This window comes from Acinetobacter sp. V104_13, assembly GCF_031798995.1.
GTDB lineage: Bacteria > Pseudomonadota > Gammaproteobacteria > Pseudomonadales > Moraxellaceae > Acinetobacter > Acinetobacter pittii.
The window spans coordinates 401,284-427,475 of sequence record NZ_JAVQNP010000027.1 but is presented as its reverse complement, the minus strand read 5'-3'; the positions used below and the strand labels follow the sequence as shown (position 1 = coordinate 427,475).

Below are 26,192 nucleotides of genomic sequence, written 5' to 3'. Positions count from 1 at the left end.
CCATGGGCTTATATTATTGAAAGATCATGAAATTATGAGCACAAAGACCAAACCGTTGATTATCACGGCAATTGTGGTTGTAGCAATTGTTGCATTTATCGTATGGCAAAATAAGAAAGATAATAATACGGGTGCTTCAGTTCGTGACAACAAACCTGTCGTGATTGCTTATCAAACTGGGGTTGACCCAAGCAAAGTTGCACAGGCTAACGGAGATTATGAAAAACATAGTCAAAGTACTATTCAATGGAAAAAATTTGATGCGGGTTCAGATGTTGTAAATGCACTTGCTTCAGGTGATGTGGTACTTGGCAATATTGGTTCAAGCCCACTTGCTGCTGCGGCAAGCCGTGATTTACCGATTGAAGTATTCTTAATTACTTCAAAACTTGGTGGGTCTGAAGCATTAGTAGTGAGTAATAAATCAGGCATTAAAACCCCTCAAGATTTAATTGGCAAAACCATTGCTGTACCTTTTGTTTCAACAACCCATTACAGCCTTTTGTCTGCACTTAAACATTGGAACATTCCAGAAGACAAAGTAAAAATTATTAATTTGCGTCCACCTGAAATTTCAGCTGCATGGGAACGTGGTGACATTGATGCTGCCTATGTGTGGGAACCAGCTTTAAGTAAAGCTAAAGCATCTGGTACGGTTTTAACCGACTCAAAACAAGTGGGTGAGTGGGGTGCTCCAACTTATGACTTATGGGTTGTGCGTAAAGATTTTGCAGAGAAAAATCCTGATTTCTTAAAAGCTTTTGTTAAAACTACGCTTGAGCAGCTTGAAAAATATAATCAAGACCCAGCTGCTTACGTTAAAGATGCCGATAACGTGCAAAAAATTGCGCAGCTCACAGGTTCTGATCCAAAAGATATCCCGCTTTTATTAAGTGGAAATATTTACCTTGACTACGCTCAGCAAAAACAAACTTTAGATGGTGAATTTGCGCAAAATATTTTTGATACAGCGAAGTTCTTAAAAGGTCAGGGCAAGGTCGATCAACTTAAAGCCGACTATAAAGGCAACGTGAATTCTTCATTTTTGCAGCCTTAAGGAGTTGTCATGAGTGTACTAGAAGCCAAACATATTCATCTGACTTTTCCTAAACAGCAAAAGCCAGTTTTACAAGACATTAACCTAACCATTGAAGAGGGTTCTTTAACCGTGATTTTAGGCGAGTCAGGCTGCGGAAAAACAACTTTGCTTAATATCTTGGCAGGGTTTCAAAAGCCGAGTTCAGGTGATGTGCTTGTAAATCATGAAGTGGTAAATGGACCCGATGTAACCCGCGCTGTCGTGTTTCAGGATCACGCCTTACTTCCTTGGTTGAATGTTGCAGATAATGTTGGCTTCGCTTTGCAGTTAAAGGGTTTAAAGCGTGCAGAGATTGAAGCGCAAGTGAGTGCAATTTTAAAAATTGTGGGTTTAAGCCACGTTGAAAAAGCCAATATCTGGGAACTTTCCGGTGGTATGAAACAACGTGTTGGTATTGCCAGAGCTTTGATTAGTCATGCACCGTTTATTTTGTTAGATGAACCTTTTGCTGCATTAGATGCTTTTACGCGTGAAAACATGCAGCAGTTAGTGCTCGATTTATGGATTCAACAAAATAAAAGCTTCTTTTTAATTACTCATGACATTGAAGAAGCATTATTGCTCAGCAATCAATTAGTTCTGATGACAGCACATCCAGGCAAAATTGTAGAAACTCTACATCTCGATTTTGCTAATCGATATCGTCAGGGCGAGTCTATTCGCTCAATTAAATCGGACCCTCAATTTATTCAGCTCAGAGAACAGCTGTTTGAAAGTTTAAGGGCACAAAAACAAAGCGGTAAGGAGGCGTTAACCACATGAGTACTAAAGATAACGTCTATGAATATGACAAAGCAGGGCTAAAACTTAAGCCAGATGTGCAAACAGAAAATGCTTCATTTCTATCGTCATTTTTTGAGAAGCATCGCACTTTGGCAGTTAGCATAATTAGTGTGGGAAGTGTGGTTGCACTCTGGTTCCTCATTACTGCTTTGCATGTCGTACCTGAACTGTTTTTACCGAGTCCACAGGCAGTCTGGCAAAAATTTATATCGGTCAGCCAAGAAGGCTTTATGAAGGCTACTTTGTGGCAACATTTGGCAGCCAGTATCTCACGTGTATTTTTGGCTTTGATTGCTGCCGTGGTGATTGGTGTTCCGCTGGGTTTGTGGATGGGGCTGAACAAATGGGTTCGCGCTGTTCTAGATCCTTTGGTTGAGTTATTACGTCCAATTCCACCGTTAGCTTATTTACCCTTACTTGTTATTTGGTTCGGTATTGGCGAAACCACAAAAGTACTTTTGATTTTTTTCTCGATATTGGCGCCTGTCATTATTAGTAGTGCGCATGGTGTGTTAAGCCATCAGCTAAATCGTGAACGTGCGGCATTGTCGTTAGGGGCAAGTCAGTCACAAGTCTTTTGGCATGTCATTTTACCAACAGCTTTACCTCATATTATTACCGGTATTCGTATTGGTCTTGGGGTGGGTTGGTCAACATTAGTTGCAGCAGAGTTGGTTGCAGCGGATCGTGGTATTGGTTTTATGGTGCAATCGGCAGCACAGTTCTTAATTACCGATACAGTGATTCTGGGCATTATTGTGATTGCGATTGTCGCAGTTAGTTTTGAGCTGTTTTTACGTTGGTTACAAAAACAGTTTTCTCCTTGGTATGGTCAGCAGTTGTAGTAAAGAAGATGAATACAGTAGTAGCAAACTTAAATATTGAAGTGATCAAGCCTACCATTGGCGCAATTATTCACGATATTGATTTGAATGCGTTAAATGAACAGACAACGCAACAAATCCAGCAGGCTTTGCTTGATCATCAGGTCATTTTTTTTCGAAAGCAACAATTAGCACCGCAAGCACAAGCAGACTTGGCACGTAGTTTTGGCACCTTACATGTGCACCCGATTTATCCGTCAATTGAAGATGTGCCGGAAGTCATGGTGCTTGATAGTTGGAAACAAGACTTACGTGATAATGAACTTTGGCACACAGACGTGACTTTTAGTAAAACTCCACCATTGGGCTGTGTATTGCAAGCCATTAAAATTCCACCTGTAGGTGGCGATACATTATGGTCGAGTAACACAGCAGCTTTTAAAGGGCTGACGCTTGAGTTACAGCAAAAACTACGTGGCTTAACTGCAACCCACGATATTCGTAAGTCTTTTCCACTTGAACGTTTTGCCCATAACGAAGAAGAGCGTGAAAAGCTGTTGCAAACCTTTAAGCGTAATCCTCCAGTGGTTCATCCAGTGGTGCGTACCCATCCGGTCACAGGCGAGCCTTTGTTGTTTGTAAGCGAGGGCTTTACCACACAAATTAATGAGTTACCTGAACAAGAAAGTGAGCAGTTGCTTAATTTCTTGTTTGAGCATGCGACCCAAGAGCAGTTTCATTTACGCTGGAAATGGCAAGATGGTGATATTGCGATTTGGGATAACCGCTGCACACAACATAAAGCATTATTTGATTATGGCGATGCTCATCGCATCATGCACCGTGCAACTATTAATGGTGATGTGCCGTTTTATAAAGAAGAAGAACAGCCAGAGTTAGCAGAGGCTTAATTCCTTTAATTATTCTTTGTTTCAATTCCAACGTAGCGTTTTGAGTTGGAATTGAAACAATAACTCTTTAGTTCATTCCAAATCCTGACAATATGCCTGTGTAGTTCTTTACAGGAGGTGAGGCCCAATCACCAACTTTGCTGGTTTTTAAATTTAACTGAACTAACATTTCAGCTTGTTTAACGGCTGCAGCAACGCCGTCAATAACAATCACTCCCAACTCGTTTTGTAGCTTTAGACATAAATCACTCATACCTGCACAGCCCAAAACAATCGTATCGCTTTTATCTTCCGCTAGTGCTTTTTTGCATTCATCTCGGACAATTCGGTAGGCGTCTGAGTCAGGAAGCTCCAATTCTTCAACGGCAATGTCACAAGCTCGAACATTTTTGCAAAATGGCGTAGCCCCATAGCGATGAGCCAAATGCCAACTCATATTCACTGTGCGTTGTAAGGTTGTGACTACACTAAACCCAGTACTGATATAACTTGCAGTTCGCATAGCTGCTTCGGCAATCCCAATCACAGGAGCTGAAGTCATTTCACGTGCAGCATAAAGCGCAGGATCACCAAAACAGGCAATAATATAGGCATCTACACCTACAAATTCACCTTGGCGTATTTCTTCTAAGACACCTACGGCACTTAGAGCTTCATCATAATAACTTTCAATTGTTGCAGGGCCCATTTGAGGACTCACTGCAATAATTAGAGTATCAGAATTTGCGACTATCTTTGCTGATGCAGCAATTTTGTCTGTCATGCTTTGGGTGGTATTGGGGTTAATAATTTTAATTTTCATTGTACTTTTGCCTTAGTCATTGTCGATTTAGCATGGGCAAGCGGTTGATTAAGAAATCGGTAAATGACAAAACCGAATCCCATCCCAATAAACCATGTGAAATTAGCCAGCCCAGACAGTTGTGGTAAAAGTACGCAGAGAATAGGAATTAATGAAGCTGGAATTAAGGCATAAAAGGCAGAGTAGTTATATCCATTTTTGTACCAATACGAACCTTTAGTATCTAAAGTATATAAATCATCTACCACGATTTTTTGTTTTTTAACGAGGTAAAAATCGGCTAACAATACACCAAAAAGTGGACCGATAAATGCACCTAAAATATCAATGGTGTAATGGATCACTTGAGGGTTATTAAACAAATTCCATGGGGTAATGAAAATCGAACCGACTGCTGCAATCATTCCACCCATGCGCCAGCTAATTTTGCTCGGTGAAACATTAGAAAAATCAAAGGCAGGTGAAACAAAGTTAGCGACAATATTAATTCCGATGGTGGCAATCATTAAGGTCAAGCTGCCTAAAATCACCACAAATGTATTATCAAGTTTTCCAACCATCTCGACAGGGTCTGTAATGAGCTTACCGTAGACTGGAAGCGTTGCCGCAATACATACAACAGTAAGTAAAGAAAAGCCTAAGAAATTAATTGGTAGTCCAAGAAAGTTGCCCATTTTAATGGCATTAAAGCTTTTGCCATAACGAGAGAAGTCACCAAAGTTCAGCATTGGTCCAGAAAAATATGAAACAACAAGCGCAATAGCACCAATCATGACGGGTACAACCGCAAAACCGTCGTATTGAACACCGCTCAAGTTTAAATCAATATTTTGCCAGCCAGCTTTCCAGATGAGCCATACTGCCATAGCAAACATAACTACGTAGACAGCTGGGCCTGCCCAGTCAATAAACTTACGAATACTGTCCATGCCAGACCAAAAAACAATCGCTTGCAGTAGCCAAAGCAGCATGAAGCCAACCCATCCTAAATAGGAAAGCCCAAGAAAGCCGTAAGTTGAAACATCAGCATAGGCTGACCATTCTGGAAAGAACTTTAAAATGACCAATAAAAAGGCACTTGAGGCCAAATAGGTTTGAATGCCATACCATGCAACAGCGATAAGACCCCGAATAACAGCAGGAATATTTGCACCAAGCACACCGAAAGTGGCACGACAAATAACAGGATAGGGCGTACCTGTTTGTTGGCTAGACTTGGCAATCAGATTTGTAAAAAACTGAACTATGGCAATGCCGATGAGTAAAGATAAAAGTACCTGCCAGCTATTTAGCCCAAGTGCAAAAAGGCTCCCAGCCATGACATAGCCACCGACACTATGAACATCAGACATCCAAAAGGCAAAAATATTATAAGCGCCCCAAGTTTGCTTTTTTAAAGGAGCTAGGTCTTGATTTGTTAGCTTTGCATCATAAGAAAGTTTAATTATTGCTTCGGTATTATTCATCTTGAACACTCACTTCCCGTATGTTGGGCGGGCACGTTCTTCAGCAGCTTGAAACTCTGGCTAAAAGAATGAAGTTAAAATTGTGCACAATATGTATTTAGATTGTGCACAATTATATTGAGCAAAAGTTATGCCAAACTTGAGATGTGGTATTGATGAGTGATTTCGCTTGATACGATTTTGGAATATGAAGAGACAGATTTGTAAAATGATAAGTGCTTAATTTTTTTATAAAAAGTAAATAAATTTAGGTGTATAAGTTGATATTTTAAGGTTTATTTTTGAATTGTTCAGCAGCACATAGTTGCTGTGGAAATGAGAGTAATATTCCCAAAAGGTTAAGTTAAACTTACACTACAGTTATTAGATAAAGTTTTAAAAAGAGGAGGCATTAATAAAAATGGAGAAATCAATGCCATCGAATGCACCAAAAAAAGCCGTAGAAATGAGCAATGATGAAATTGATGACCATATATATAACGCTATTGTAGATGCTATTTTAAATCGACAACTCGTTCCTGGCGCACGTTTAGTTGAAGCACCTTTGTGTGAGGCATTTGGTGTAACGAGGGGAGTGTTAAGACGTGTTTTCGTCAAACTCGCACATGATAAGGTCATCGAAATTCAGCCCAATCGTGGGGCACTCATCGCAAAGCATAGCGTTCATGAGACAAAAGAGGTCTTTGAAGCACGCAGCATGCTTGAAATCGCCACTGTAAAAAAGCTCGCTCAAAAGTCACATAACCTAGATTTTAGTGAGCTTCGAGGCTTAGTAGATCAAGAGTCTCATGAGCGTTTAGCTGGCAATTGGGCCGAGTGGATTAAGCTATCAGGGCAATTTCATTTAAAGCTAATTGAAGCAAATCAAAATACGATTATGACCAGTTATTTGCAGACGCTTATTGCAAGGACTTCGTTATTAATTGGCTTATATGAAATTCCAAAACATAATAATTGTTCGGCTGATGAACACCGTGCAATTTTAGATGCAATTGAGCAGGGTGATGAAAAACGAGCAACTCAATTGATGGAAGAGCATTTAGAACACTACGCGACAACATTTGTTGAACAAGACAGTACAGCAACAGCAGAGCAAAATTTATTAAATTTATTTAAAAATAAGAAGATTGAAACCATTTAAACTAACTAAAAAATAATGGGCCATTTCTTCTGGAAAAGGCCCCAATTGGTTATTTTATGGGAACGATTTGACGTGTTAGAAAATCAATAAATAATTTTACTTTCTTCGATAAAATCTTACGGTTTGGCCATGTAACATATAAGTGAAGCGGCTGACTGGTGTAGTCTTCCAAACATTTCTGTAATTTACCTTCTTTGTAGTAAGGCTCTGCAATAAACTCTGGAAGAAAGACGATACCATGATCTTTCAAGCACATATCTAATAATAATTCACCATTATTACAGGTCATCACAGGGAAGCAATTAAAAGACACTTCTTTTTGATCTTTTTGGAAAATCAATTTCTTATGTCGGCTATCCTGATAATAAATTAGAAACTTATGTTCTTTAAGTTCTTCTAATGAATCTGGTAATCCATGCTGATTAAAATACTCAGGGGTTGCATATAAATATCGTTGATAGGTATTTAATATTTTACTATTTGCTAAGTTTGGAGGAGAGCCATCTACACGAATGGTTAAATCAAATTTATTATTATTCATATCTAATAGTTGATCAGTCATGAATAAATCAATTTTGATGCTCGGATATTTCTCTATAAAGTCCGAAATGATATGTTGAAGAAAAATATTGCTAAAAGACATTGGCGTATTGAGTTTGAGCTCGCCTTCAGGGTACTGCTGATTGTAGCTAATTTCGTATGCAGCCCATTCGAACTCACTTAAAATGACTTTGCTATGTTGATAAAACTTTTCCCCACAAGAGGTGAGGTTCATCTGTCTTGTGGTTCGAGTTAAAAGTGTGGTTCTGAGGTCGTTTTCGAGGTAGCAAACACGTTTTGCCACTAAGTCACGAGAAATATCGAGTGCTCTGGCTGCGCTACTAAAATTCCCATGTTCTACAACACTTACAAAAGTGGAAATACAGTCTAATCGATCCATGGATAAGCGAATGGTAAAAAATATATATCAATGATTAAACTATAAAAATTAAAAAGCAATCATTGTTTTGATTGTATTCGTACAGAATACAGATTCGAGCTGATTTACTGTCTATGCTTTTACATTTTTATCTGTTTTCATAATAACCAGTAAGCAATTTTAATGCATTACTCATAAGGAATAATGGAGTTTACCCATGAATAAATCACTTTTAGAACAACTATCACCAACCAATTGTCAGGTTATTTTTATTGATCATCAGCCGCAAATGGCTTTTGGGGTACAATCAATAGATCGCCAAGTATTAAAGAATAATACTGTAGGATTAGCAAAAGCAGCTAAAACATTCAATATTCCTGTCACCATTACGACGGTTGAGACTGAAAGCTTCTCTGGTCATACCTATCCAGAACTTTTAGACGTATTTCCAGATGCTCCATTACTAGAACGTACTTCAATGAATTCATGGGACGACCAAAAAGTACGTGATTCGCTTGCAAAAAATAATCGTAAAAAAGTGATTGTTTCAGGCTTATGGACTGAAGTGTGCAATAACACCTTTGCTTTTGGCGCCATGCTTGAAGGCGATTATGAAATTTATATGGTTGCAGATGCTTCTGGTGGCACATCAAAAGAAGCACATGACTATGCCATGCAACGCATGATTCAAGCGGGTGTTGTTCCAGTAACTTGGCAACAAGTCTTACTCGAATGGCAACGTGATTGGGCACATCGTGATACGTATGATGCAGTTATGGCAATTGTACGCGAACATTCTGGTGCTTATGGTATGGGCGTTGATTATGCCTATACGATGGTACATAAGGCGCCTGAACGTACAACATCAAAACATGAAGTACTTGCACCAGTTCCTGCAAAATAAGAAATAGTTGAGTTAAGGGTATTTCGATATTTAAGTTGATTTATTCGATTTTTGACTATATTGGATAAGTGGAAAAGCCATCTGCAACTGTTCGAGGCAGGACAAAATCTGAAAAGATTGTAATTGAACGAGTTTTGCAGATGGCAATGGTTTTGGTTACTTTTCCCGAAAGAAAAGTAACAGAATTAACTCCTCTTATTGGATGTAAAACGGTCAGACTCCGTCGTGTAAAATCAAAAAGAATAATGAAATATATATGTTGCTATACCTTTATTTTTTAGAACGATAATTCACAAGAATGGAGTTCAGAATGACCGAAATAAACCTCATACTCATAAACGGTAAAATCACAACACTAGATCCTCACAATCCAGAAGTACAAGCGATTGCGATTGCAGAGGGTAAAGTCGTACGTACGGGCACAAATGATGAGGTTATGAAGCTCGCAACACCTACAAGCAAAGTCGTAGACTTAAATGGTCGTCGCGTTATACCGGGTCTAAATGACAGTCATCTGCATATTATTCGTGGTGGCCTAAATTACAATATGGAACTGCGCTGGGAAGGTGTGCCATCCGTTGCTGATGCATTACGCTTACTCAAAGAACAAGCCGATAATACTCCAGCCCCACAATGGGTTCGCGTAGTAGGCGGTTGGACGGAATTCCAGTTTGCCGAAAAGCGTTTACCGACTTTAGAAGAAATTAATAAAGCTGCACCAGATACTCCTGTATTCGTTTTACATCTATATGCCAGTGCTTTATTGAACCGAGCTGCACTTGATGTATTAGGCTTTAACAAAGATACACCTGACCCACCTGGCGGCAAGATTGTACGAAATGAAAAAGGTGAGCCAACAGGTCTCTTGCTCGCTACGCCATCGGCTATGATTTTGTATTCGACCTTAGGGAAAGCACCGAAATTGCCAGTTGAAGATCAAGTCAATTCAACTCGACATTTCATGCGTGAGTTGAACCGATTAGGTATTACTTCAGCAATTGATGCGGGCGGTGGCGGTCAAAACTATCCTGAAGATTATGATGTGATTAAGCAATTGCATGATCAAAATCAAATGACGGTGCGAATCGCTTACAACCTATTTGCTCAAAAGGCTGGCCAAGAGCTTGATGATTATCGCCGTTGGACAGAAATGACATTTCCGGGTGATGGTGATGAGCTATTTAGAATGAATGGAGCAGGTGAGAACCTGACGTGGTCGGCTGGTGACTTTGAAGACTTCTATGAGCCACGTCCAGATTTACCAGAAAAAATGGAAGGTGAGCTCGAAGCTATTGTAGAGCACTTGGCTGAAAAGAAATGGCCATTCCGTATTCATGCAACTTATGATGAAAGTATTAATCGCTTACTGAATGTATTTGAGCGCGTCAATTCAAAACAGCCATTTGCGACACGATTTATTATTGACCATGCCGAAACTGTATCTGAGCGTAATATCGAACGTATTGGTGCGTTGGGTGGTGGTATTGCCATTCAACACCGTATGGCATATCAAGGTGAGATTTTCGTAAAACGCTATGGTGCTGAAGCCGCTCAGGCAACGCCACCAGTCAAGAAAATGTTAGAACTTGGTGTTCCTGTGGGTGCGGGGACAGATGCGACTCGTGTTGCCTCTTATAACCCTTGGGTGTGTTTATATTGGTTGAGTACGGGTAAAACAGTGGGTGGATTACCTTTGTATGAGGAAAAAAATCTATTAGATCGTCAGACAGCACTCAAACTCTGGACTAAAGGTTCCGCTTGGTTCTCTGGTGAAAAAGATGTTAAGGGCTCATTAACAGCAGGGGAACTTGCTGATCTGGTGGTATTGTCTGATGACTACTTCAAAGTTGAAGCAGAAGATATCCAGTGGATTGAGTCTGTACTCACTGTCTTAGGTGGCAAAGTGGTCTATGCAGGGGCAGAGTTTAAGCAAGACGATCCGCCGTTACCGCCAGCATCTCCAACATGGTCACCAGTAAAGCGCTTCGGTGGTCAGTGGCGTTTATCCGAAAATCGTAATGCACCTTCTAATCAATCATTACAGTCACAAAGTGCTTTGTGTGCATGTGCTAGCAGCTGTGGAATGCATGGACACAGCCATGCTTGGATGTTTGATGTTCCTGTAAATGATAAGGACAAAAAATCTTTCTGGGGCGCACTTGGGTGCTCGTGTTTTGCATTTTAAATAAAACAGTATGGGAACCTGCTTCATTAAATGGCTTAATTCTCTAAGGTATGTACGATGAAAATGTACTTGTTATCTTTGGCTGTAGGGTTGCTTGTTGGTGTCTTATATTATGTTTTAAATGTTAAGTCACCAGCTCCACCTCTTGTTGCATTAGTCGGTTTATTAGGCATGGTAATAGGAGAGCAACTGCTTCCTTTTATTAAATCCTATTTTTAATCCGTTTCATTCAGAAAAAGCTAAATGGTGCCATGCCATTTAGCTTTTTATATTAATAAGTATCTTTAATTACTTTATACGACGGCCTTGTTCATCAATGATTACTTCACCATCTTCTTTTGCAAAATAGCCTAAGTTTTGTGAATCTAAAATGTCCAGTACAATTTCAGAAGGGCGGCAAAGTCGCGTGCCTTTTGGTGTAACCACAAATGGGCGATTAATTAAAATTGGGTACTGAACCATAAAATCAATTAACTGCTCATCGGTCCAATGATCTTGTTCTAACTCTAAATCTTTGTAGGGATCAACATTTTTACGAATTCCTTCACGTACAGTTAGGTTTGAATCCTTAATGAGTTGAATTAATTCATCTTTACTAGGTGGAGTTTGCAAATATTCAATAACGATAGGCTCAAACCCAGCATGACGAATAAGCGCCAAGGTATTGCGTGATGTGCCACAAGCAGGGTTATGGTAAATCTTTACTAGCTCAGTCATGGTAAATTTATTGTCAAATTAAGATATTGCATTTATATATGGATATCCGTATATTTGCAATAACGAATATACTCTGTTGAAGATATGATCAACCAAGTCGATTTCTTTAAATGTCTATCTGACCAAACTCGGTTAAATATTCTTAAATTAGTTCTAAATAAACAAAATATTTGTGTTTGTGAGCTAACAGAACAGCTTGAGTTGAGCCAACCGAAAATCTCTAGACACTTAGCCTTATTAAGAACTCATGGCATTTTACTTGATGCACGACAGGGGCAATGGGTGTATTACAGCGTCAATCCAGATTTACCCAATTGGGCTGTTGAAGTTTTGAAAACTATAGCAAACCAAGATGAAAATTTAGTGAATCAATCATCTTCACAGTTTTCTTCTATTTCTACCTATTGTGGGTGAGGCCATGAAATTTTTATTTTTATGCACTGGAAACAGTTGCCGTAGCATTTTGTCAGAAGTTTTATTTAACAGCCGTGCACCAAAAGGTTGGAAAGCTTATAGCGCTGGTAGTAAACCATCAGGACAGGTACATCCATTAACCATTGAAACACTTGAAAACTTAGGTCTTTCAACAGATGGGCTATGGAGTAAAACTATTGATGACTGCGAGCAGTATCAACCAGATGTTGTGATTACAGTATGTGATTCTGCTGCACAAGAAGCATGCCCACTTTATTTAGGTGGCGCAATCAAAGCACATTGGGGTTTAAGTGACCCATCTCACTTAGACTTGCCGAAAGAAGAAAAGCTTAAAGCATTCCAAGAGACTGTAGATCATATCAACCGTCGTTTAGATGCATTGTTTGCACTTGATGTTGCGAACTTAAGCCGTTCACATTTGATTGCTGAGATTAATAAAATCTCTCATATTGAGTAAGAGAGCCGAGATGACTAAGCAAAAGCTTTCTTTTTTAGATCGTAACCTGACGCTATGGATTTTTATTGCCATGGCTTTAGGTTTGGCAATTGGGGTGTTCTTTCCTCAAGCCTCGGTTTCTTTGAACAGAATGAGTGTAGATAACGTTAATATTCCGATCGCAATCGGCTTAATTTTGATGATGTATCCACCTTTAGCAAAGGTTGATTATGCTGCGTTACCAGAAGTATTTAAAGATAAGAAAACCTTAACTTTATCGTTGGTACAGAACTGGATTATTGCACCGGTTTTAATGTTCATTCTTGCGATTGTTTTTCTGCATAGTTATCCGGAATACATGACAGGCCTGATTTTGATTGGTTTGGCACGTTGTATTGCAATGGTTTTGGTGTGGAATGGTCTGGCTTGTGGTGATAACCAATATGTTGCAGCGTTGGTTGCATTTAACAGTATTTTCCAAATCTTATTTTTCAGTACCTACGCATGGTTGTTCTTAACCTTTTTGCCGCCTTATTTTGGTGTGGCAGGGCAAGTCATTGATGTGAATTTCTGGACTATTACACATGCGGTTTTGGTGTACTTGGGTATTCCATTTTTGATGGGCTTCTTGACGCGTTTGATTTTAGTCAAGTCGAAAGGGTTGGAATGGTATCAAACTAAATTTTTACCAAAAATTAGTCCAATTAGTTTAATTGCTTTACTTTTTACAATCGTGGCGATGTTTAGCCTAAAAGGTGGTGATGTAGTGAGCTTACCTTTAGATGTATTACGTATTGCGATTCCACTCACGATTTACTTTGTGGTGATGTTCTTCATTAGCTTCTTTATGAGTAAACGTATGGGGAATAACTATCCACGTACCACTGCTATTTCGTTTACTGCGGCTGGTAACAATTTTGAGTTAGCTTTAGCGGTTGCCATTGCAACATTTGGTTTGGCATCACCTGTGGCATTTACCACAGTGATTGGACCATTGGTTGAAGTTCCCGTTTTAATTTCACTCGTTTCAGTTTCTCTTTGGCTCAAGAAAAAGTATTACTCTTAAAAACGTAGCAAAATTTAAAGTATTTTTTGTTAAAAATGACTTTAAAAAAGTGCCTTTATATAGGCACTTTTTATTGTTTAGCTTTTACACTCAGGCCATTGTGGGCAAAAGTTTTTGTAATAGTTCAATAAAGTTTGAAACTTTGGCAGAACTCTCATTTTCCCGAGTAATCAGGTAAAGAGGCGCATTTAGTTTCATTGAATCATCAAACTCGCGATATACAATTTCATGTTCCCAAAAATTATGCATTGAGGCCGGCACAATCGTTATACCAATTCCAGCAGCGACTAAATTTAATGTAGCGGTAGGTCGAGGCGCTTCTTGAATAATGCGTGGACTAAAACCTGCTTGGTAGCAACTATATAAAATATTGTCATATAAACCTTGTCCTGAAGAACGACGGTATAAAACAAAATTTTCATTTGATAAGTCATTTGAACTAATTTTTTCTTTTTGTGTAAGTGGATGGCCTATAGGCAATGCCACCATCATTGGCTCATCTAATATATGGTGATGTTTTAACCCAATATCACGGCTGATCGGTGCTCTTAAAAAAGCAATATCAAGTTTCTCGGAGATTAATCGATCTAATTGTTTTTGGCTGCCTGCTTCTTCAAGTTTGGTTTGTACGTTTGGATATATTTCTCGATATGAGCGCAATACTAATGAAATAAGCGGATGTAAACCTGCGGAACTTGTAAAACCAATGTTGAGTTGTCCAGTTTTACCTTGGCTAACATCTTGGACTAATTTTGGAATATGTCTGGCATGTTCTAATAAAAGTTGTGCTTCTTTAAATAAGGCTAAACCAGCCTCAGTTGGTTCAATTCCTCGAGGCTGGCGAATAAGTAATTGTGTACCAAGTTCTTCTTCGAGTTTTTTAAGTAAACGCGTTAGAGGCGGCTGTTGAATAAACAATCGGTTTGCGGCATGCGTAATATTCCTTTCTTCAACTACCACAACAAAGGCATGGAGCTTATGTAAATCGAGCATAGGAATACCTTTATGGTATGGTTAGTGAAAATAAAAGCATTTGTAGATATATCACAAAAGTATCATTCTATCTTGGTCAGATAAAGTGAAAAGTAACGAAAATGAACCATGTTGAGATTGCTGTGCAGAAGGAGAGTGTCCCGACCTGCACAGAGTTATTTTTAGGTTTTTTAACATTAGGTTTAATTGGATTCGGTGGCGTGCTGCCTTTAGCCCGTAAAGTTATTGTAGAGCAGAGACAGTGGTTAAGCCCTGAAAAATTCACTGAGTTACTTGGTCTGTGTCAATTTTTACCAGGCGGCAATATTATTAATTTATCGGTTGCGATTGGCATGGAGTTTCGCGGTGTTCGTGGGGCAGTGAGCTCACTCATTGGTCTGATCCTTGCACCTACGATAATTGTTGTACTTTTACATTATGTCTATGAGCAGTTCCAAGATAATTTAATGGTTAAGCATCTTTTCGAAGGTTTAGCGGCGGCGGCAGCTGGACTTCTGGTTGCAACAGGTTTGAAAATGCTTAAGCCATTATTACGTAATCCATTAGCGATTTGCGTAGTTCTCGCTGCAATTATCAGTATAGCTTTTCTGAAAGTTCCATTACTTGTGACCATGCTGATTTTGTTGGCATTCTATTCAGCTATTATTTGGAGACGTGTGTAATGGGTGCAGTTCTACTTACTTTAGCGATCATTTTTACTCAATTGTCTCTTATTGCATTTGGTGGCGGGAATACAATTTTGCCTGAGATGCAACGCCAAGTAGTTGATATTCATCACTGGATGACGGCACAAGAATTCAGTGCATTGTTCGCCATGGCTCAAGCTGCACCTGGTCCGAACATGATGATTGTACCTCTGGTGGGATGGCATGTAGCAGGGTTACCAGGTCTACTCGTGACTTCTACCGCTAAATTTTTACCTTCCTCTCTTATTACTGTATTTGTGATGAGAGGCTGGTCAAAATTTAAAGATAAGAAATGGCGCCGTGTTTTACAGCTTGCTTTACAACCTGTCACTGTGGGAACTGTACTTGCCAGTGCGTGGATTATTTCTGAGGCAGCGGCAATAAATACTTTACTCATTATTATGGTAGTCATTGCAACTTTATTATCTTTAATTAAAAAGGTTCATCCTTTACATGTTTTGATTGCTGGGGCTGTATTTGGTGTGGTCTTACTCTAGTTTAACCAGTTTGCCGACCTGCGCTGGATGAGTTCAGGTTGGCTTTTTTTGATTTGAAGTAAATAACAATTAAATCTAAAAAACCGATTAAATCTATAAAAACATACTGTTTCACCTATTCTGTGTTTTCACGTACTATGCATCTATTGAAAGAATTTGGATGCATTGGAGTAAAAACAGATGTTAGATCAAAACATTAAAACTCAATTAAAAGCTTACTTAGAACGTCTAGAAAGTCCAATCGAATTAGTTGCTGCTTTAGATGAATCAGATAAAGCAGCTCAAATTAAAGAGTTGGTGAGTGAAATCGCTGAGCTTTCTGACAAGGTGACTGCCCGTTTTGATGGCAACAATACACGTCGTCCAAGCTTTGGGGTGGCTAAAGCAGGTGAACAACCTCGTGTGTTCTTTGCAGGCTTGCCAATGGGCCATGAGTTTACATCTTTGATCTTGGCACTGTTACAAGTGTCTGGCTATGCACCTAAAGTGTCGGATGAACTACTTAACCAGATTAAAGGTTTAAATCTCAAAACCAACTTTGATGTATTTGTATCACTCAGCTGTCATAACTGTCCGGATGTAGTACAGGCACTTAACCTGATCGCGATTTACAACCCGAACACCACAGCAACCATGATTGACGGTTCATTCTTCCAAGACGAAGTTGAGCAACGCAAAATCATGGCAGTACCGATGGTATTCCAAGACAATGAGCACATTGGTCAAGGTCGTATGACCCTTGAAGAGATTGTGGGAAAACTTGACACCAACTCAGCTGAAAAAGATGCGGCAGCACTCAATGCCAAAGATGCTTTTGATGTATTGGTGATTGGTGGTGGTCCTGCGGGTGCAACAGCTGCGATCTATGCTGCACGTAAAGGTATTAATACCGGTATCGTGGCTGAACGCTTCGGTGGTCAGGTCATGGACACCATGGACATTGAAAACTTCACCTCTGTGCAAAAGACTCAAGGTCCTAAGTTTGCTGCCGAGATGGAAGCCCATGTTCGTGAATATGATGTCGATATCATGAACCTGCAACGTGTCAGCAAAATCACGGGTGCCAACCAGACTGCAAATGGCTTGGTTGAAGTTGAACTTGAAAACGGTGCAAAACTTGAATCGAAAACGGTGATCCTTTCAACAGGTGCACGTTGGAGAGAGATGAATGTACCGGGTGAGCAAGAATACCGTACCCGTGGTGTCGCGTACTGCCCACACTGTGATGGTCCATTGTTCAAAGGCAAACGTGTTGCCGTGATTGGTGGCGGTAACTCAGGTGTTGAGGCAGCAATTGACCTTGCAGGGATTGTTGAGCATGTAACTCTGGTTGAATTCGATACCAAACTTCGTGCTGACCAAGTGTTGCAAAACAAATTGCATAGCTTGCCAAACACAACGGTGATTATGAATGCCTTAAGTACAGAAGTGTTAGGTGATGGCTCACAAGTGACTGGTCTTAAATATAAAGACCGTGCGACGGATGAAGAGCATGTGGTCGAGCTTGCAGGGATCTTTGTACAGATTGGTTTATTGCCAAACACTGACTTCTTGAAAGACAGTGAAGTTGAATTAACCAACCGTGGCGAGATCATTGTGAATGACCGCAACGAAACCAATGTGCAAGGTGTGTTTGCTGCAGGTGACTGTACCACTGTACCTTACAAGCAAATCATTATTGCTACAGGTGAAGGCGCTAAAGCATCACTCTCAGCGTTTGATTACATCATCCGTTCTGGGCAATAAAATTTAAGTCCAAAACGAAAGAGCCAAAGGATAACCTTTGGCTCTTTTTCTTTTTATGGTTTATATAAACCGTGTTCGACTAAATGCTCTCGTAAAATACGACGTAACTCTAATACAGCTTGTGGTGTCAGTTGGATTGAATGACCACCTGGAAGAACTTTCTCAGATTTTGCACCTTCTAAGTGAGCACTCTTATAAGGGACAATACCATCGGTAATCACATTTGGATCATCGCTCTTGGTGATGTTACCCATAATAGAGTGGAAAACTAATCCTTGGTGTGGATTAATATCTTTTGTGAGTTCCATAAATTTAGATTGATGACTTAGATCGCTCGGTCCATTTTGAATCAAACCATTATCAATATTACTCAAGAAATCTTTAACATCTAAATTTTCAGTTGTCAGTGAAGTCGCTACAGCCGACAAAAATGCACCCGGTAAACGAATAATTTTACGTGCTGCCAAGGTAAACCAACGATCCGCATAATCTGTACCGCGATGAGGAGAAGCCAAGAAGATCGCACGATCAAAATTATTGATTGAATGCATTTGCAATCGTTCAGTAACCATTGGATGTTTTTTAAAGCGATTTTGCTGACGGATCGTCATTAACTCTAAGGCAGGTTTAGTAATATCTCCATCACTGACCAGTAAACGGCTGATAATACCTCCCATGCTATGTCCAACAAGAACTGCATCATGCGCAGCAGGGTCACTTGGGTTTAATGAACTAAAAGCTTGTTTGAGTAGTGCATAAATCTGAAAACGACTTTCCAAAATTGGCATGTTGGTCGAATAGAAAATCTGCCAAACTTGGTAATTGTCTCTTAAAACCGTATCGCCCATAACATCATTGGTCAGTGCAATCCATGCCTCGGGGCTACTTGCTAAACCATGTACCAACACGATAATTTTTTTGTTCGGATTATACGGTTCAAGCATATAGAGATGCGGCATAGTTAAATGCTGATCGCGATCAATCAGACTCAAATAGGCTGCAACTCCTAAATTGTTTTCGGCTAACCATAGGCCATAAGGAGCTGAAAAGTTAGCTGCTAGCGGATATTGCTTGCCTGCTACATTAATATTATCTGTTCGATATGGGTCATAAACTCGAATCACGAATTCTGGATTATTAATAATTTCTTCGACAGTGGTCGCGTGTTTGGGTTCAGCTACAATAGTCGCAGCTAAGTAGCGTGCATTATGAATATTTGGATTAACACCATTTTTATAATTATATTTAAGTGGGTCTAGGATATATTCATTAATATCTTCATTTCCTGAACTCGGAAAAACAGCCACAAATTCGGAGCCAAAACCATCGCGGCGGTTAATGGTTCTTAAGCCAGAAAAATTCAGGTTATAACTTGAAATTAATTTTTCTAGTTTTTGACCCGTTAATTGTTTATGAAATTCAAAGTCTATTGAATAAACACTCTTACCAATATGGATTTGTGGCTCTACCACATTTTTTTTCGGGTATCTTAAATCATAAACACTGACCATTTTGGCAATGGCTTGATTATAAAAGTCGCGTATTTGAACTTGTCTGTTATCAAAAATACGGTCGTTAGGCTTACGCTTTGTGGAAAATAGATAGGCATAGCTATAGCGAATACTTTTATCTAATAGACTCAATTGCTGGTCTAAGCAATCATCATATCTATTCAGAATATTCTTTTGTTCTTCTTCAGATTTATGTTTAGTAAATCTACTTACTTTACAGTCAGATGTATCTGATAAAACCATTGCTTTTGCGAGATACATTTCGCTTGCTGCTGATAAGAACTGTTCATCTAAAATTTGAGGAAGGTTTTTGAGTTGATTTACACAGGTTTCAGGGGTATCTGTACAAACTTTAGCTTCTTGACCAGACATTGATAAAACATTCAGACTCGCTTCGCTGAGTTTATCTTGGGTAAGAATACTATTACGTTCATTTGCAATCGTTACATTCAAAGCTTGCTGTTTAACATTTACGACCTGACAACCACTCAGAATTGAACCGAGTAGTATGACCGTCAACAGTGTTTTGCTTCTTTTTATTGAAAACATTATGGTCAAAATATAGTGGCTCAATGGTAGGTAGATCATACAAATTTTAAAATGTTTTTCAAATGATCAAATATAAAAAAGGGCTGTCAAAACAGCCCTTTTTTATAGAATTAAGCTTATTTTTTAGGTGCAGCAGGAGTAGTTGCTGACATTGCTGGGTTAGTTAAAACTTGCCATACGTTCCAACGACCTTGTTTTTCAATTTCTTGAATTAAACGGTCAGCAATTTCCGCTTCGTCTGGATATTTAACTTTATAGTTCTTTAACGTCTGGATCGCGTTTTTCTTTTGCTCCATTGCAATATAGTTATTTGCAGCAGCTAAATATGCTTCTTGAACATTACCTTTAATGGCTTTGTCTAAATATGGAATCGCTTCACGTTGACCGCCACCTTCAGATAAACCAAAACCGAACCAGAAATTTGTCTCCGCATCATCTGGATTAATTTTTAAAAGTCTTTGAGCATATTCTAAAGATTTAGTGGTATGAACAGTACCTAAATCAAGGTTACGTGCAAGAACACTTGCTTTAAAAGCACGAATTAAAATATCAAATGATGCATTTGGATTTGCAGCAAGTGTATCAAGTTGTTGTGTTACTTCTTTAAGTTTACTTTCAAAGCCTTTACGTTCTTGACGGTCAGTAAAGCGAGGTGGGTAATGACGTGCTTTACCTTCCACTAATTGTAAGAAGTCATCAATAGTAGTCACGTCAATTTCATTTTCACCGGCTAAAACTGCGTATTTCATTGAACGCTGTGAATTATTGACAGTCGGAACGATCAGTTTATTGACGTCGAGAGTAAGCTGTTTGGTTGGATCATCTTGACGATTAACGACCATTTTGGTTACAGGCTGTGCAGCAGCGTCTTTTAATGCAACTTCAAATGCCGGTGGCTGATCATAGTTAAAAGGGTTTAGCGCATAAAAAGGAGGAGTAAGCTCTGGTTCCTTGAAAACAAAAGGCTCAATTTTTTGTTCTTTTACGGGTGCCATTGTACAAGCGGTTAAACTTGAGGTCGCAAGGATTATATATGCCAAAGGCTTAAAATTCATAGGATCTTCCGTTCATTTTAGTAAAGTCAGATTTGGTACAGGTAAGTCTAGGAAAAGCTAAACAGACATGCAAGGGTAAGCGTGTTACATTATGAATCAAGAATATTACGTTTTTGATGTCTTATCTTGCGCACCGCATTCACGACGAACTTCTTCAATAATTTTCAGTTCTTCATCACTAAAAGGCTGTTCATCCTGACTTTCTTTTTTGAAGCTCGGGTCTAGCTCTGATAAACGTTGGCATAAATTATTCATACGCGTTTCATTATGCTGAATACGATCAAGTAAAACGCGCATACCCTCTAATATAGGGTCAGACTGATCAGCAGTTGTCGCATATGGAGCGAAACCAATACTTTGCGCATAATCACGGCGACGTTCTTCATCTTTATTCTTGTCAGGTGCATCTTTATAAATATAGCGAGCAGGGTTCCCTACAGCGGTCACGCCAGCAGGAACAGCTTTAGTCACCACAGCATTTGAACCGACTTTAGCGCCTTTACCTATTGTAAATGGACCTAAAATTTTTGCACCCGCACCAACAACAACGCCATCTTCTAAAGTTGGGTGGCGTTTACCTTTATTCCATGTTGTTCCACCTAGGGTCACACCATGATAAAGCGTAACATCATCACCAATTTCAGCAGTTTCACCAATCACAACACCCATACCGTGATCAATAAAAAAACGTTTACCGATTTTAGCGCCAGGATGAATTTCAATGCCTGTTGCAAAACGACTAAATGAAGAAAGAAGGCGAGCAGCACCTTTACAATCTTTTTGCCATAACTCATGTGCGACACGATGCATCATAATCGCATGAATGCCAGGGTAGGTCGTGAGAACTTCGAGTGTATTGCGGGCAGCAGGATCTCGCGCAAATACAGCCTTTATATCTTCTTTCAGCTGTTTAAGCATTGGGTTGATCCTCCTTGTCAGATAATGCTTTTTTCCATTTACCACTGGTTAGGGCTTGTACACGACTAAAAATACCGCGAAGTAAATGATATTCCATACGATCTAATTGTATACGACCAAATAAACGACGCAAGCGTAAAGGTAACAAACGTGGATTATCTGGATCTAAAAATTCAATTTCAGTCAGCATTTTCTCTAGATGAGGATAAAACTCTTCCATTTGTTGTTGAGTCACCAATGGTTCATCCCATTGCATGCTTTGACCTTGGACTAATGGCATTTCATCTGTATCTTGATCCACGTTTTGTTGTTCTAGAGCAGACATGCGAAGTTCGTAACATACGACTTGAATTGCTTGCGCAACATTTAATACGCCATAGTCCGGATTTACAGGAATTGTTAAATGATAATTTGCCAGTGCTAATTCTTCGTTGGTTAAACCACGATCTTCACGGCCAAAAACAATCGCAATTTGTTGTCCTTGAGTAGTGGCTTTAATGGCTTCTTTAGCTGCAGGTCGTACATCAAGTAGAGGCCAAGGAATAGTACGGCTGCGTGCACTTGTTCCAAATACTAAATGGCAATCTTTAATAGCATCTTCTAAGGTGTCGACAATCTCAAGATGTTCAAATAAATCCTGGGCACCAGCAGCAAGCGCTTGTATGTCTGGGTGAGGATATGTTTTAGGTGCAACAAGAACTAATTTAATTAGCCCCATTGTTTTCATGGCACGTAAAGCGCTGCCAATATTGGCAGGCAAGGTAGTGTTTACCATGACAATACGCACTTGTGCTAATTGTTTTGACACAGTGTTGTGATCAAACGAACTCATAAGATTTCCAGAAATTACGAATATTGAGAAACTTCGCTTTGGTATAAATCCAATGCATCGTCCATAGTCATGTCCGCAGGAGGGGAAGCAACGGTTTGCGGACGAGCAGGTTCTGCTGCTTTAGCTGCTTTCGACTTTACTTGATATTCAATATAAATATTATCTTTACCAAAATAATCTCTGAGTTTAGCAAGTAATTCATCGAGAGGAGCAACTTTCCATTGCGGACCAAGTTGAAGCTCAGCTTGAGCATAAGGTTGATCAATCAGGAGTTGTAAAGTGATATGTTGATGCATATCTACATTGCAAAATGGCAAGATTATGTTTTGTAAATCTTTTGCCAAAGTGGCTTGCATAAACTCTTCTGTTAATTTGATCTGAATACTGTTAGCACGTTTTTGTCGTATTTCATTTAAAGTAAAAGCCTTAGTTAAACGGCCCATCGGACGTTCAAAGCCTTCTCTTTCATAAATTTCGCCTTCAAAGACGACAACACGCTCAACTTGGATAATATCTTTAAAACGTTGGAAACGTTCATGGTTGCAACTTACTTCAATACGAGCTGTACCATCATCTAGTACAATAACTACGCGATTTGGGAAGTTTGCGACGTCAATAACTAAACCTGCATACACTGTTGTAACACCGCGACGTGTAGCCGTAATTTCATTTAATTTTACCGGAATAAAAGCTTTAAGTTCTTGTCGGTAAACATCAATTGGGTGACCAGTGAGATATAGGCCAAGCGTGTCTTTTTCGCCTTTTAGACGAACTTCATCACTCCACGGTTTAACAGGTTTAGCTGGCTTACGCTGAACTTCTTCAACCTCACCAAATAAATCCATAATACCGCTTTCACGGTTACTGCGCGCTTGTTCAGCAGCTTGAACAGCTTCAGGCAATTGTGCCATTAAGCTTGCACGTTCAATTCCCAAGCAATCGAGTGCACCCGCACGAATTAAAGCTTCAAGAGTACGCTTATTGATTTTCTTCAAATCAATACGATGGCAAAAATCGAATAGATCTGTATAAGGACCAAATTGTCGACGAGAGTCAATAACTGACTGCATTGCTTGTTCGCCAACGCCTTTAATTGCACCTAAACCATACACAATAGTTTTATCATCGCTCGCATGGAAATGATAAGTCGACATATTGACTGATGGTGGTAAAACTTCTAGGCCATTATTTCGGCAGTCATCAATTAAAAATACAACACTGTCAGTGTTCTGCATTTCCGATGACATTACTGCTGCCATAAACTCAGCAGGATAATGTGCTTTTAACCATGCAGTATGGTAGGCAACGAGGGCATAAGCGGCGGCGTGAGATTTGTTGAAACCATAGCCTGCGAACTTTTCCATATAGTCAAAGATATGGTTGGCTGTACTTTCATCAATTCCTTTTTCAGCAGCACCTGCCAAGAAGATTTGGCGTTGCTTAACCATCTCCTCAGGTTTCTTTTTACCCATTGCACGACGTAGTAAGTCCGCGCCACCGAGCGTATAACCCGCACAGATCTGTGCTGTCTGCATCACCTGTTCTTGGTAAACCATAATCCCGTAAGTTGGCTCTAATACACCTTCAAGAAGTGGGTGAAGATATTCAAAATCTCCACCATGCATACGGTGAATAAAGTCAGGAATAAGATCCATTGGACCAGGGCGATACAATGATACGAATGCAATAATCTCTTCAAATTTACTTGGACGTGCTTCTTTGAGCATTCGTTTCATGCCGACGGATTCAAACTGGAATACCGCTGTTGTATTTGCATCGGCAAAGACAGAGTATGCTTTAGCATCATCAAGTGGAACATGCGAAATTATGAGTGGATCATTACTATCGCGATTTTTATTAATATTTTGAATTGCGTCTTCAATAACGGTTAAGTTACGTAAACCCAAGAAGTCGAATTTGACGAGACCTGCTGCTTCTACATCGTCTTTATCATATTGAGCAACACGGCTAGTTCCATCTTCATCACAAAGCACAGCCGAGAAATCGGTAATCTTACCTGGTGCAATAACGACACCACCAGCATGTTTACCAGTATTTCGGGTGATACCTTCCAATTTTAAAGCCATTTCCCAGATTTCACTCGCATCATCATTATCTGGGTTAGATGGATTGGTAACGATATCTTTAAGCTGAGGTTCCATCTCGATAGCAGTGGCTAAGTCCACACCGAGCGGTTTAGTCGGTACCATTTTTGAGATACGGTCAGCTAAACCATAAGACTTACCCAATACGCGGGCAACGTCACGAATTGCACCTTTTGCCGCCATCGTACCGAAAGTTGCAATTTGTGATACGGCTTCACGGCCATAAGTACGGGAAACATAATCAATAACGCGGTCACGTCCGGCAATACAGAAGTCGACGTCAAAGTCGGGCATCGAAACACGTTCTGGGTTTAAGAAACGTTCGAAAAGTAGATCGTAACGAAGAGGATCAAGGTCAGTAATTTTTAAGCTATAGGCAACGAGTGAACCCGCACCTGAACCACGACCAGGTCCTACAGGAACGCCATTATTTTTTGCCCACTGGATGAAGTCCATGACGATAAGGAAGTAACCCGGGAATCCCATTTTGAGGATAATGCCGACTTCGTAATCAATTCGTTCATCGTAAGGCTTACGAATTTCTGGCCAGTCTTCGCCACGTTTTTCGACAGGGTAAAGATAATCTAAGCGTTCTTCTAAGCCTACTTTTGACAAATGCTCAAAGTAAGTGTCGATGGTAAAGCCATCTGGAATTGGATAGTCAGGTAAAAAGTAGGTGCCTAGTTGTAAGCTAACATTACAGCGTTTTGCAATATTATAGGTATTTTCGATAGCACTTGGGATATCTGAAAATAACTCAATCATTTCATCGGAGGTTTTAAAATGTTGCTCAGGACTATATAAGCGTGGACGACGGTCATCTGCTAATACATAGCCATCAGCAATACAAACACGTGCTTCGTGAGCCTCAAAATCTTCTTTTTCTACAAAGTGCACATCATTATGCGCAACTACACCTACATTATATTGGGCCGCAAGTTTAGCGGCTTCTTGAATAAAGTCTTCTTCACCGGGACGATCGGTACGTGTTAAAGCCAGATAAACACGGTTACCAAATTTTTCGATCCATGCTTCTAAAAGCGGAGCTGCTTTTTGAGGGTTAGATGAGCAAAGCATCTGACCCACATCACTATGTTGGCCAAGTAAAACGATAATATCTTGATGCTGTTCAAGTACCCATTCTTTTTTTACACATGGAATACTGAGTTGTTGACCTTCAATAAAACCGCGTGAAACGATTTCGGTGAGACTTTTCCAGCCTACATTACTCATTGCAAGTAAAGTTGCACGATGTTGGGCATCATCAAGGCGAATTGTGCTACCTAAAAGCGGTTTAATCCCTTTTTTTAAACAGGAATTATAAAATTTTACCGCAGCATGAAGGTTTGATAGATCGGTTAATGCCAGCGCAGGCATTTGGTCTTTAACCGCAGCGTTGACCAAGTCAGGTATGCGAACTATCGACTCTGTAATCGAAAATTCTGTATAAATACCGAGATGAACAAACTGCATAAACCAATCCTTAATACGACTGCAGCATAGTTTAGCACGCAAAGTTAAAACGAAATGCTTAATATTTTGGCAAACTGTTAAGGATTTTATTATTTAAGAAGAATGATTTGAATATCTATTATACAGATTTAATATAAAA

At 39.6% G+C, this 26,192-nt stretch carries 24 protein-coding genes; 14 read left to right on the top strand and 10 right to left on the bottom strand.

Features of this window, described 5'->3' with window-relative positions; translation table 11 throughout:
• The first annotated feature begins 16 nt into the window (after positions 1–16).
• The 4 genes from tauA to tauD are packed head-to-tail and all read left to right on the top strand — an operon-like array spanning position 17 to position 3,617.
• Positions 17–1,057 carry a taurine ABC transporter substrate-binding protein gene (tauA, locus tag RMB06_RS14810; RefSeq protein WP_311080131.1) on the top strand — a complete coding sequence of 347 codons (1,041 nt, stop codon included), beginning with the start codon at positions 17–19 and terminating at the stop codon, positions 1,055–1,057.
• 9 nt (positions 1,058–1,066) lie between these two features.
• Positions 1,067–1,861: an ATP-binding cassette domain-containing protein gene (locus RMB06_RS14805; protein ID WP_311080130.1), complete on the top strand. Its 795-nt coding sequence runs from the start codon at positions 1,067–1,069 to the stop codon at positions 1,859–1,861.
• A complete protein-coding gene (gene tauC, locus RMB06_RS14800) occupies positions 1,858–2,727 on the top strand; it encodes a taurine ABC transporter permease TauC (protein WP_044102059.1) in 870 nt (289 codons plus the stop codon). The genes RMB06_RS14805 and tauC overlap by 4 nt, the downstream gene beginning before the upstream one ends.
• Positions 2,728–2,735: 8 nt before the next feature.
• On the top strand, positions 2,736–3,617 hold the full coding sequence (gene tauD, locus RMB06_RS14795) for a taurine dioxygenase (protein ID WP_311080127.1): 882 nt from the start codon (positions 2,736–2,738) through the stop codon (positions 3,615–3,617).
• A 67-nt stretch (positions 3,618–3,684) separates the two neighbouring features.
• Here tauD and RMB06_RS14790 read toward each other — a convergent pair whose 3' ends face one another.
• Positions 3,685–4,419 (bottom strand): aspartate/glutamate racemase family protein, encoded by a 735-nt coding sequence (locus RMB06_RS14790; protein WP_311080125.1) that lies wholly within the window; start codon positions 4,417–4,419, stop codon positions 3,685–3,687.
• On the bottom strand, positions 4,416–5,885 hold the full coding sequence (locus RMB06_RS14785) for an NCS1 family nucleobase:cation symporter-1 (RefSeq protein ID WP_311080124.1): 1,470 nt from the start codon (positions 5,883–5,885) through the stop codon (positions 4,416–4,418). Before RMB06_RS14785 ends, RMB06_RS14790 begins: the two co-directional genes overlap by 4 nt.
• Positions 5,886–6,285: 400 nt before the next feature.
• Here RMB06_RS14785 and RMB06_RS14780 point away from each other — a divergent pair, with 400 nt between their 5' ends.
• Entirely contained in the window at positions 6,286–7,026 is a 741-nt protein-coding gene (locus RMB06_RS14780; RefSeq protein WP_069036383.1) for a GntR family transcriptional regulator, read from the top strand.
• A gap of 49 nt (positions 7,027–7,075) precedes the next feature.
• Here RMB06_RS14780 and RMB06_RS14775 read toward each other — a convergent pair whose 3' ends face one another.
• Positions 7,076–7,966 (bottom strand): LysR family transcriptional regulator, encoded by an 891-nt coding sequence (locus tag RMB06_RS14775; RefSeq protein WP_005802433.1) that lies wholly within the window; start codon positions 7,964–7,966, stop codon positions 7,076–7,078.
• 196 nt (positions 7,967–8,162) lie between these two features.
• On the opposite strand from RMB06_RS14775, the gene RMB06_RS14770 reads away from it, so the two are divergent.
• The 3 genes from RMB06_RS14770 (at position 8,163) to RMB06_RS14760 (ending at position 11,253) form a co-directional block, all read left to right on the top strand.
• Complete coding sequence (locus RMB06_RS14770; protein WP_001043290.1) at positions 8,163–8,849, top strand: hydrolase; 687 nt, start codon at positions 8,163–8,165, stop codon at positions 8,847–8,849.
• Positions 8,850–9,159: 310 nt separating this feature from the next.
• Positions 9,160–11,034: an amidohydrolase gene (locus tag RMB06_RS14765; RefSeq protein ID WP_311080122.1), complete on the top strand. Its 1,875-nt coding sequence runs from the start codon at positions 9,160–9,162 to the stop codon at positions 11,032–11,034.
• A 57-nt stretch (positions 11,035–11,091) separates the two neighbouring features.
• Positions 11,092–11,253: a DUF1427 family protein gene (locus RMB06_RS14760; protein WP_000784879.1), complete on the top strand. Its 162-nt coding sequence runs from the start codon at positions 11,092–11,094 to the stop codon at positions 11,251–11,253.
• Positions 11,254–11,322: 69 nt separating this feature from the next.
• Here the strand turns inward: RMB06_RS14760 and arsC are convergent, their stop codons facing one another.
• Positions 11,323–11,751: an arsenate reductase (glutaredoxin) gene (arsC, locus tag RMB06_RS14755; RefSeq protein ID WP_311080121.1), complete on the bottom strand. Its 429-nt coding sequence runs from the start codon at positions 11,749–11,751 to the stop codon at positions 11,323–11,325.
• Between the two features lie 84 nt (positions 11,752–11,835).
• Between arsC and RMB06_RS14750 the strand changes: the two genes are divergently transcribed.
• From RMB06_RS14750 to arsB, 3 genes are read left to right on the top strand one after another with little or no spacing between them, the layout of a single operon-like run.
• Complete coding sequence (locus RMB06_RS14750; protein WP_033849748.1) at positions 11,836–12,165, top strand: metalloregulator ArsR/SmtB family transcription factor; 330 nt, start codon at positions 11,836–11,838, stop codon at positions 12,163–12,165.
• Between the two features lie 4 nt (positions 12,166–12,169).
• Positions 12,170–12,643, top strand: a complete 474-nt coding sequence (locus RMB06_RS14745; protein WP_033849751.1) for an arsenate reductase ArsC — start codon at positions 12,170–12,172, stop codon at positions 12,641–12,643.
• Positions 12,644–12,653: 10 nt separating this feature from the next.
• Positions 12,654–13,688 (top strand): ACR3 family arsenite efflux transporter, encoded by a 1,035-nt coding sequence (gene arsB / locus RMB06_RS14740; RefSeq protein ID WP_238517403.1) that lies wholly within the window; start codon positions 12,654–12,656, stop codon positions 13,686–13,688.
• A gap of 90 nt (positions 13,689–13,778) precedes the next feature.
• On the opposite strand, the gene RMB06_RS14735 is transcribed toward arsB, so the two are convergent.
• Positions 13,779–14,681 carry a LysR family transcriptional regulator gene (locus tag RMB06_RS14735; protein WP_057068133.1) on the bottom strand — a complete coding sequence of 301 codons (903 nt, stop codon included), beginning with the start codon at positions 14,679–14,681 and terminating at the stop codon, positions 13,779–13,781.
• Positions 14,682–14,782: 101 nt separating this feature from the next.
• Here RMB06_RS14735 and RMB06_RS14730 point away from each other — a divergent pair, with 101 nt between their 5' ends.
• From RMB06_RS14730 to ahpF, 3 genes are all read left to right on the top strand, one after another.
• Positions 14,783–15,343: a chromate transporter gene (locus tag RMB06_RS14730; RefSeq protein WP_017386148.1), complete on the top strand. Its 561-nt coding sequence runs from the start codon at positions 14,783–14,785 to the stop codon at positions 15,341–15,343.
• A complete protein-coding gene (locus RMB06_RS14725) occupies positions 15,343–15,864 on the top strand; it encodes a chromate transporter (protein ID WP_311080118.1) in 522 nt (173 codons plus the stop codon). Before RMB06_RS14730 ends, RMB06_RS14725 begins: the two co-directional genes overlap by 1 nt.
• A 180-nt stretch (positions 15,865–16,044) precedes the next feature.
• Positions 16,045–17,610: an alkyl hydroperoxide reductase subunit F gene (gene ahpF, locus RMB06_RS14720; protein ID WP_311080117.1), complete on the top strand. Its 1,566-nt coding sequence runs from the start codon at positions 16,045–16,047 to the stop codon at positions 17,608–17,610.
• Between the two features lie 53 nt (positions 17,611–17,663).
• Here the strand turns inward: ahpF and RMB06_RS14715 are convergent, their stop codons facing one another.
• From RMB06_RS14715 to dnaE, 5 genes are all read right to left on the bottom strand, one after another.
• Positions 17,664–19,670 carry an alpha/beta fold hydrolase gene (locus RMB06_RS14715; RefSeq protein WP_311080115.1) on the bottom strand — a complete coding sequence of 669 codons (2,007 nt, stop codon included), beginning with the start codon at positions 19,668–19,670 and terminating at the stop codon, positions 17,664–17,666.
• A gap of 116 nt (positions 19,671–19,786) precedes the next feature.
• The gene (locus RMB06_RS14710) at positions 19,787–20,725 is read right to left on the bottom strand and encodes an ABUW_2363 family tetratricopeptide repeat lipoprotein (RefSeq protein WP_017399898.1); all 939 of its coding nucleotides are present in this window, start codon (positions 20,723–20,725) and stop codon (positions 19,787–19,789) included.
• A 105-nt stretch (positions 20,726–20,830) separates the two neighbouring features.
• Positions 20,831–21,643 (bottom strand): serine O-acetyltransferase, encoded by an 813-nt coding sequence (cysE, locus tag RMB06_RS14705; RefSeq protein WP_017403186.1) that lies wholly within the window; start codon positions 21,641–21,643, stop codon positions 20,831–20,833.
• Positions 21,636–22,475, bottom strand: a complete 840-nt coding sequence (locus tag RMB06_RS14700) for an RNA methyltransferase (RefSeq protein ID WP_017399896.1) — start codon at positions 22,473–22,475, stop codon at positions 21,636–21,638. The genes cysE and RMB06_RS14700 overlap by 8 nt, the downstream gene beginning before the upstream one ends.
• Before the next feature lie 14 nt (positions 22,476–22,489).
• Positions 22,490–26,053, bottom strand: coding sequence for a DNA polymerase III subunit alpha (dnaE, locus tag RMB06_RS14695; protein ID WP_064784037.1), 3,564 nt, complete (start codon positions 26,051–26,053; stop codon positions 22,490–22,492).
• Between the last annotated feature and the right edge of the window lie 139 nt (positions 26,054–26,192).

Excerpts from the sequence above, each read along its gene's own strand:
- RMB06_RS14805 (WP_311080130.1), top strand. The coding sequence starts at position 1,067 with ATGAGTGTACTAGAAGCCAAACATATTCATCTGACTTTTCCTAAACAG.
- tauC (WP_044102059.1), top strand. The coding sequence starts at position 1,858 with ATGAGTACTAAAGATAACGTCTATGAATATGACAAAGCAGGGCTAAAA.
- tauD (WP_311080127.1), top strand. The coding sequence starts at position 2,736 with ATGAATACAGTAGTAGCAAACTTAAATATTGAAGTGATCAAGCCTACC.
- RMB06_RS14790 (WP_311080125.1), bottom strand. The coding sequence starts at position 4,419 with ATGAAAATTAAAATTATTAACCCCAATACCACCCAAAGCATGACAGAC.
- RMB06_RS14785 (WP_311080124.1), bottom strand. The coding sequence starts at position 5,885 with ATGAATAATACCGAAGCAATAATTAAACTTTCTTATGATGCAAAGCTA.
- RMB06_RS14780 (WP_069036383.1), top strand. The coding sequence starts at position 6,286 with ATGGAGAAATCAATGCCATCGAATGCACCAAAAAAAGCCGTAGAAATG.
- RMB06_RS14775 (WP_005802433.1), bottom strand. The coding sequence starts at position 7,966 with ATGGATCGATTAGACTGTATTTCCACTTTTGTAAGTGTTGTAGAACAT.
- RMB06_RS14770 (WP_001043290.1), top strand. The coding sequence starts at position 8,163 with ATGAATAAATCACTTTTAGAACAACTATCACCAACCAATTGTCAGGTT.
- RMB06_RS14765 (WP_311080122.1), top strand. The coding sequence starts at position 9,160 with ATGACCGAAATAAACCTCATACTCATAAACGGTAAAATCACAACACTA.
- RMB06_RS14760 (WP_000784879.1), top strand. The coding sequence starts at position 11,092 with ATGAAAATGTACTTGTTATCTTTGGCTGTAGGGTTGCTTGTTGGTGTC.
- arsC (WP_311080121.1), bottom strand. The coding sequence starts at position 11,751 with ATGACTGAGCTAGTAAAGATTTACCATAACCCTGCTTGTGGCACATCA.
- RMB06_RS14750 (WP_033849748.1), top strand. The coding sequence starts at position 11,836 with ATGATCAACCAAGTCGATTTCTTTAAATGTCTATCTGACCAAACTCGG.
- RMB06_RS14745 (WP_033849751.1), top strand. The coding sequence starts at position 12,170 with ATGAAATTTTTATTTTTATGCACTGGAAACAGTTGCCGTAGCATTTTG.
- arsB (WP_238517403.1), top strand. The coding sequence starts at position 12,654 with ATGACTAAGCAAAAGCTTTCTTTTTTAGATCGTAACCTGACGCTATGG.
- RMB06_RS14735 (WP_057068133.1), bottom strand. The coding sequence starts at position 14,681 with ATGCTCGATTTACATAAGCTCCATGCCTTTGTTGTGGTAGTTGAAGAA.
- RMB06_RS14730 (WP_017386148.1), top strand. The coding sequence starts at position 14,783 with ATGAACCATGTTGAGATTGCTGTGCAGAAGGAGAGTGTCCCGACCTGC.
- RMB06_RS14725 (WP_311080118.1), top strand. The coding sequence starts at position 15,343 with ATGGGTGCAGTTCTACTTACTTTAGCGATCATTTTTACTCAATTGTCT.
- ahpF (WP_311080117.1), top strand. The coding sequence starts at position 16,045 with ATGTTAGATCAAAACATTAAAACTCAATTAAAAGCTTACTTAGAACGT.
- RMB06_RS14715 (WP_311080115.1), bottom strand. The coding sequence starts at position 19,670 with ATGTTTTCAATAAAAAGAAGCAAAACACTGTTGACGGTCATACTACTC.
- RMB06_RS14710 (WP_017399898.1), bottom strand. The coding sequence starts at position 20,725 with ATGAATTTTAAGCCTTTGGCATATATAATCCTTGCGACCTCAAGTTTA.
- cysE (WP_017403186.1), bottom strand. The coding sequence starts at position 21,643 with ATGCTTAAACAGCTGAAAGAAGATATAAAGGCTGTATTTGCGCGAGAT.
- RMB06_RS14700 (WP_017399896.1), bottom strand. The coding sequence starts at position 22,475 with ATGAGTTCGTTTGATCACAACACTGTGTCAAAACAATTAGCACAAGTG.
- dnaE (WP_064784037.1), bottom strand. The coding sequence starts at position 26,053 with ATGCAGTTTGTTCATCTCGGTATTTATACAGAATTTTCGATTACAGAG.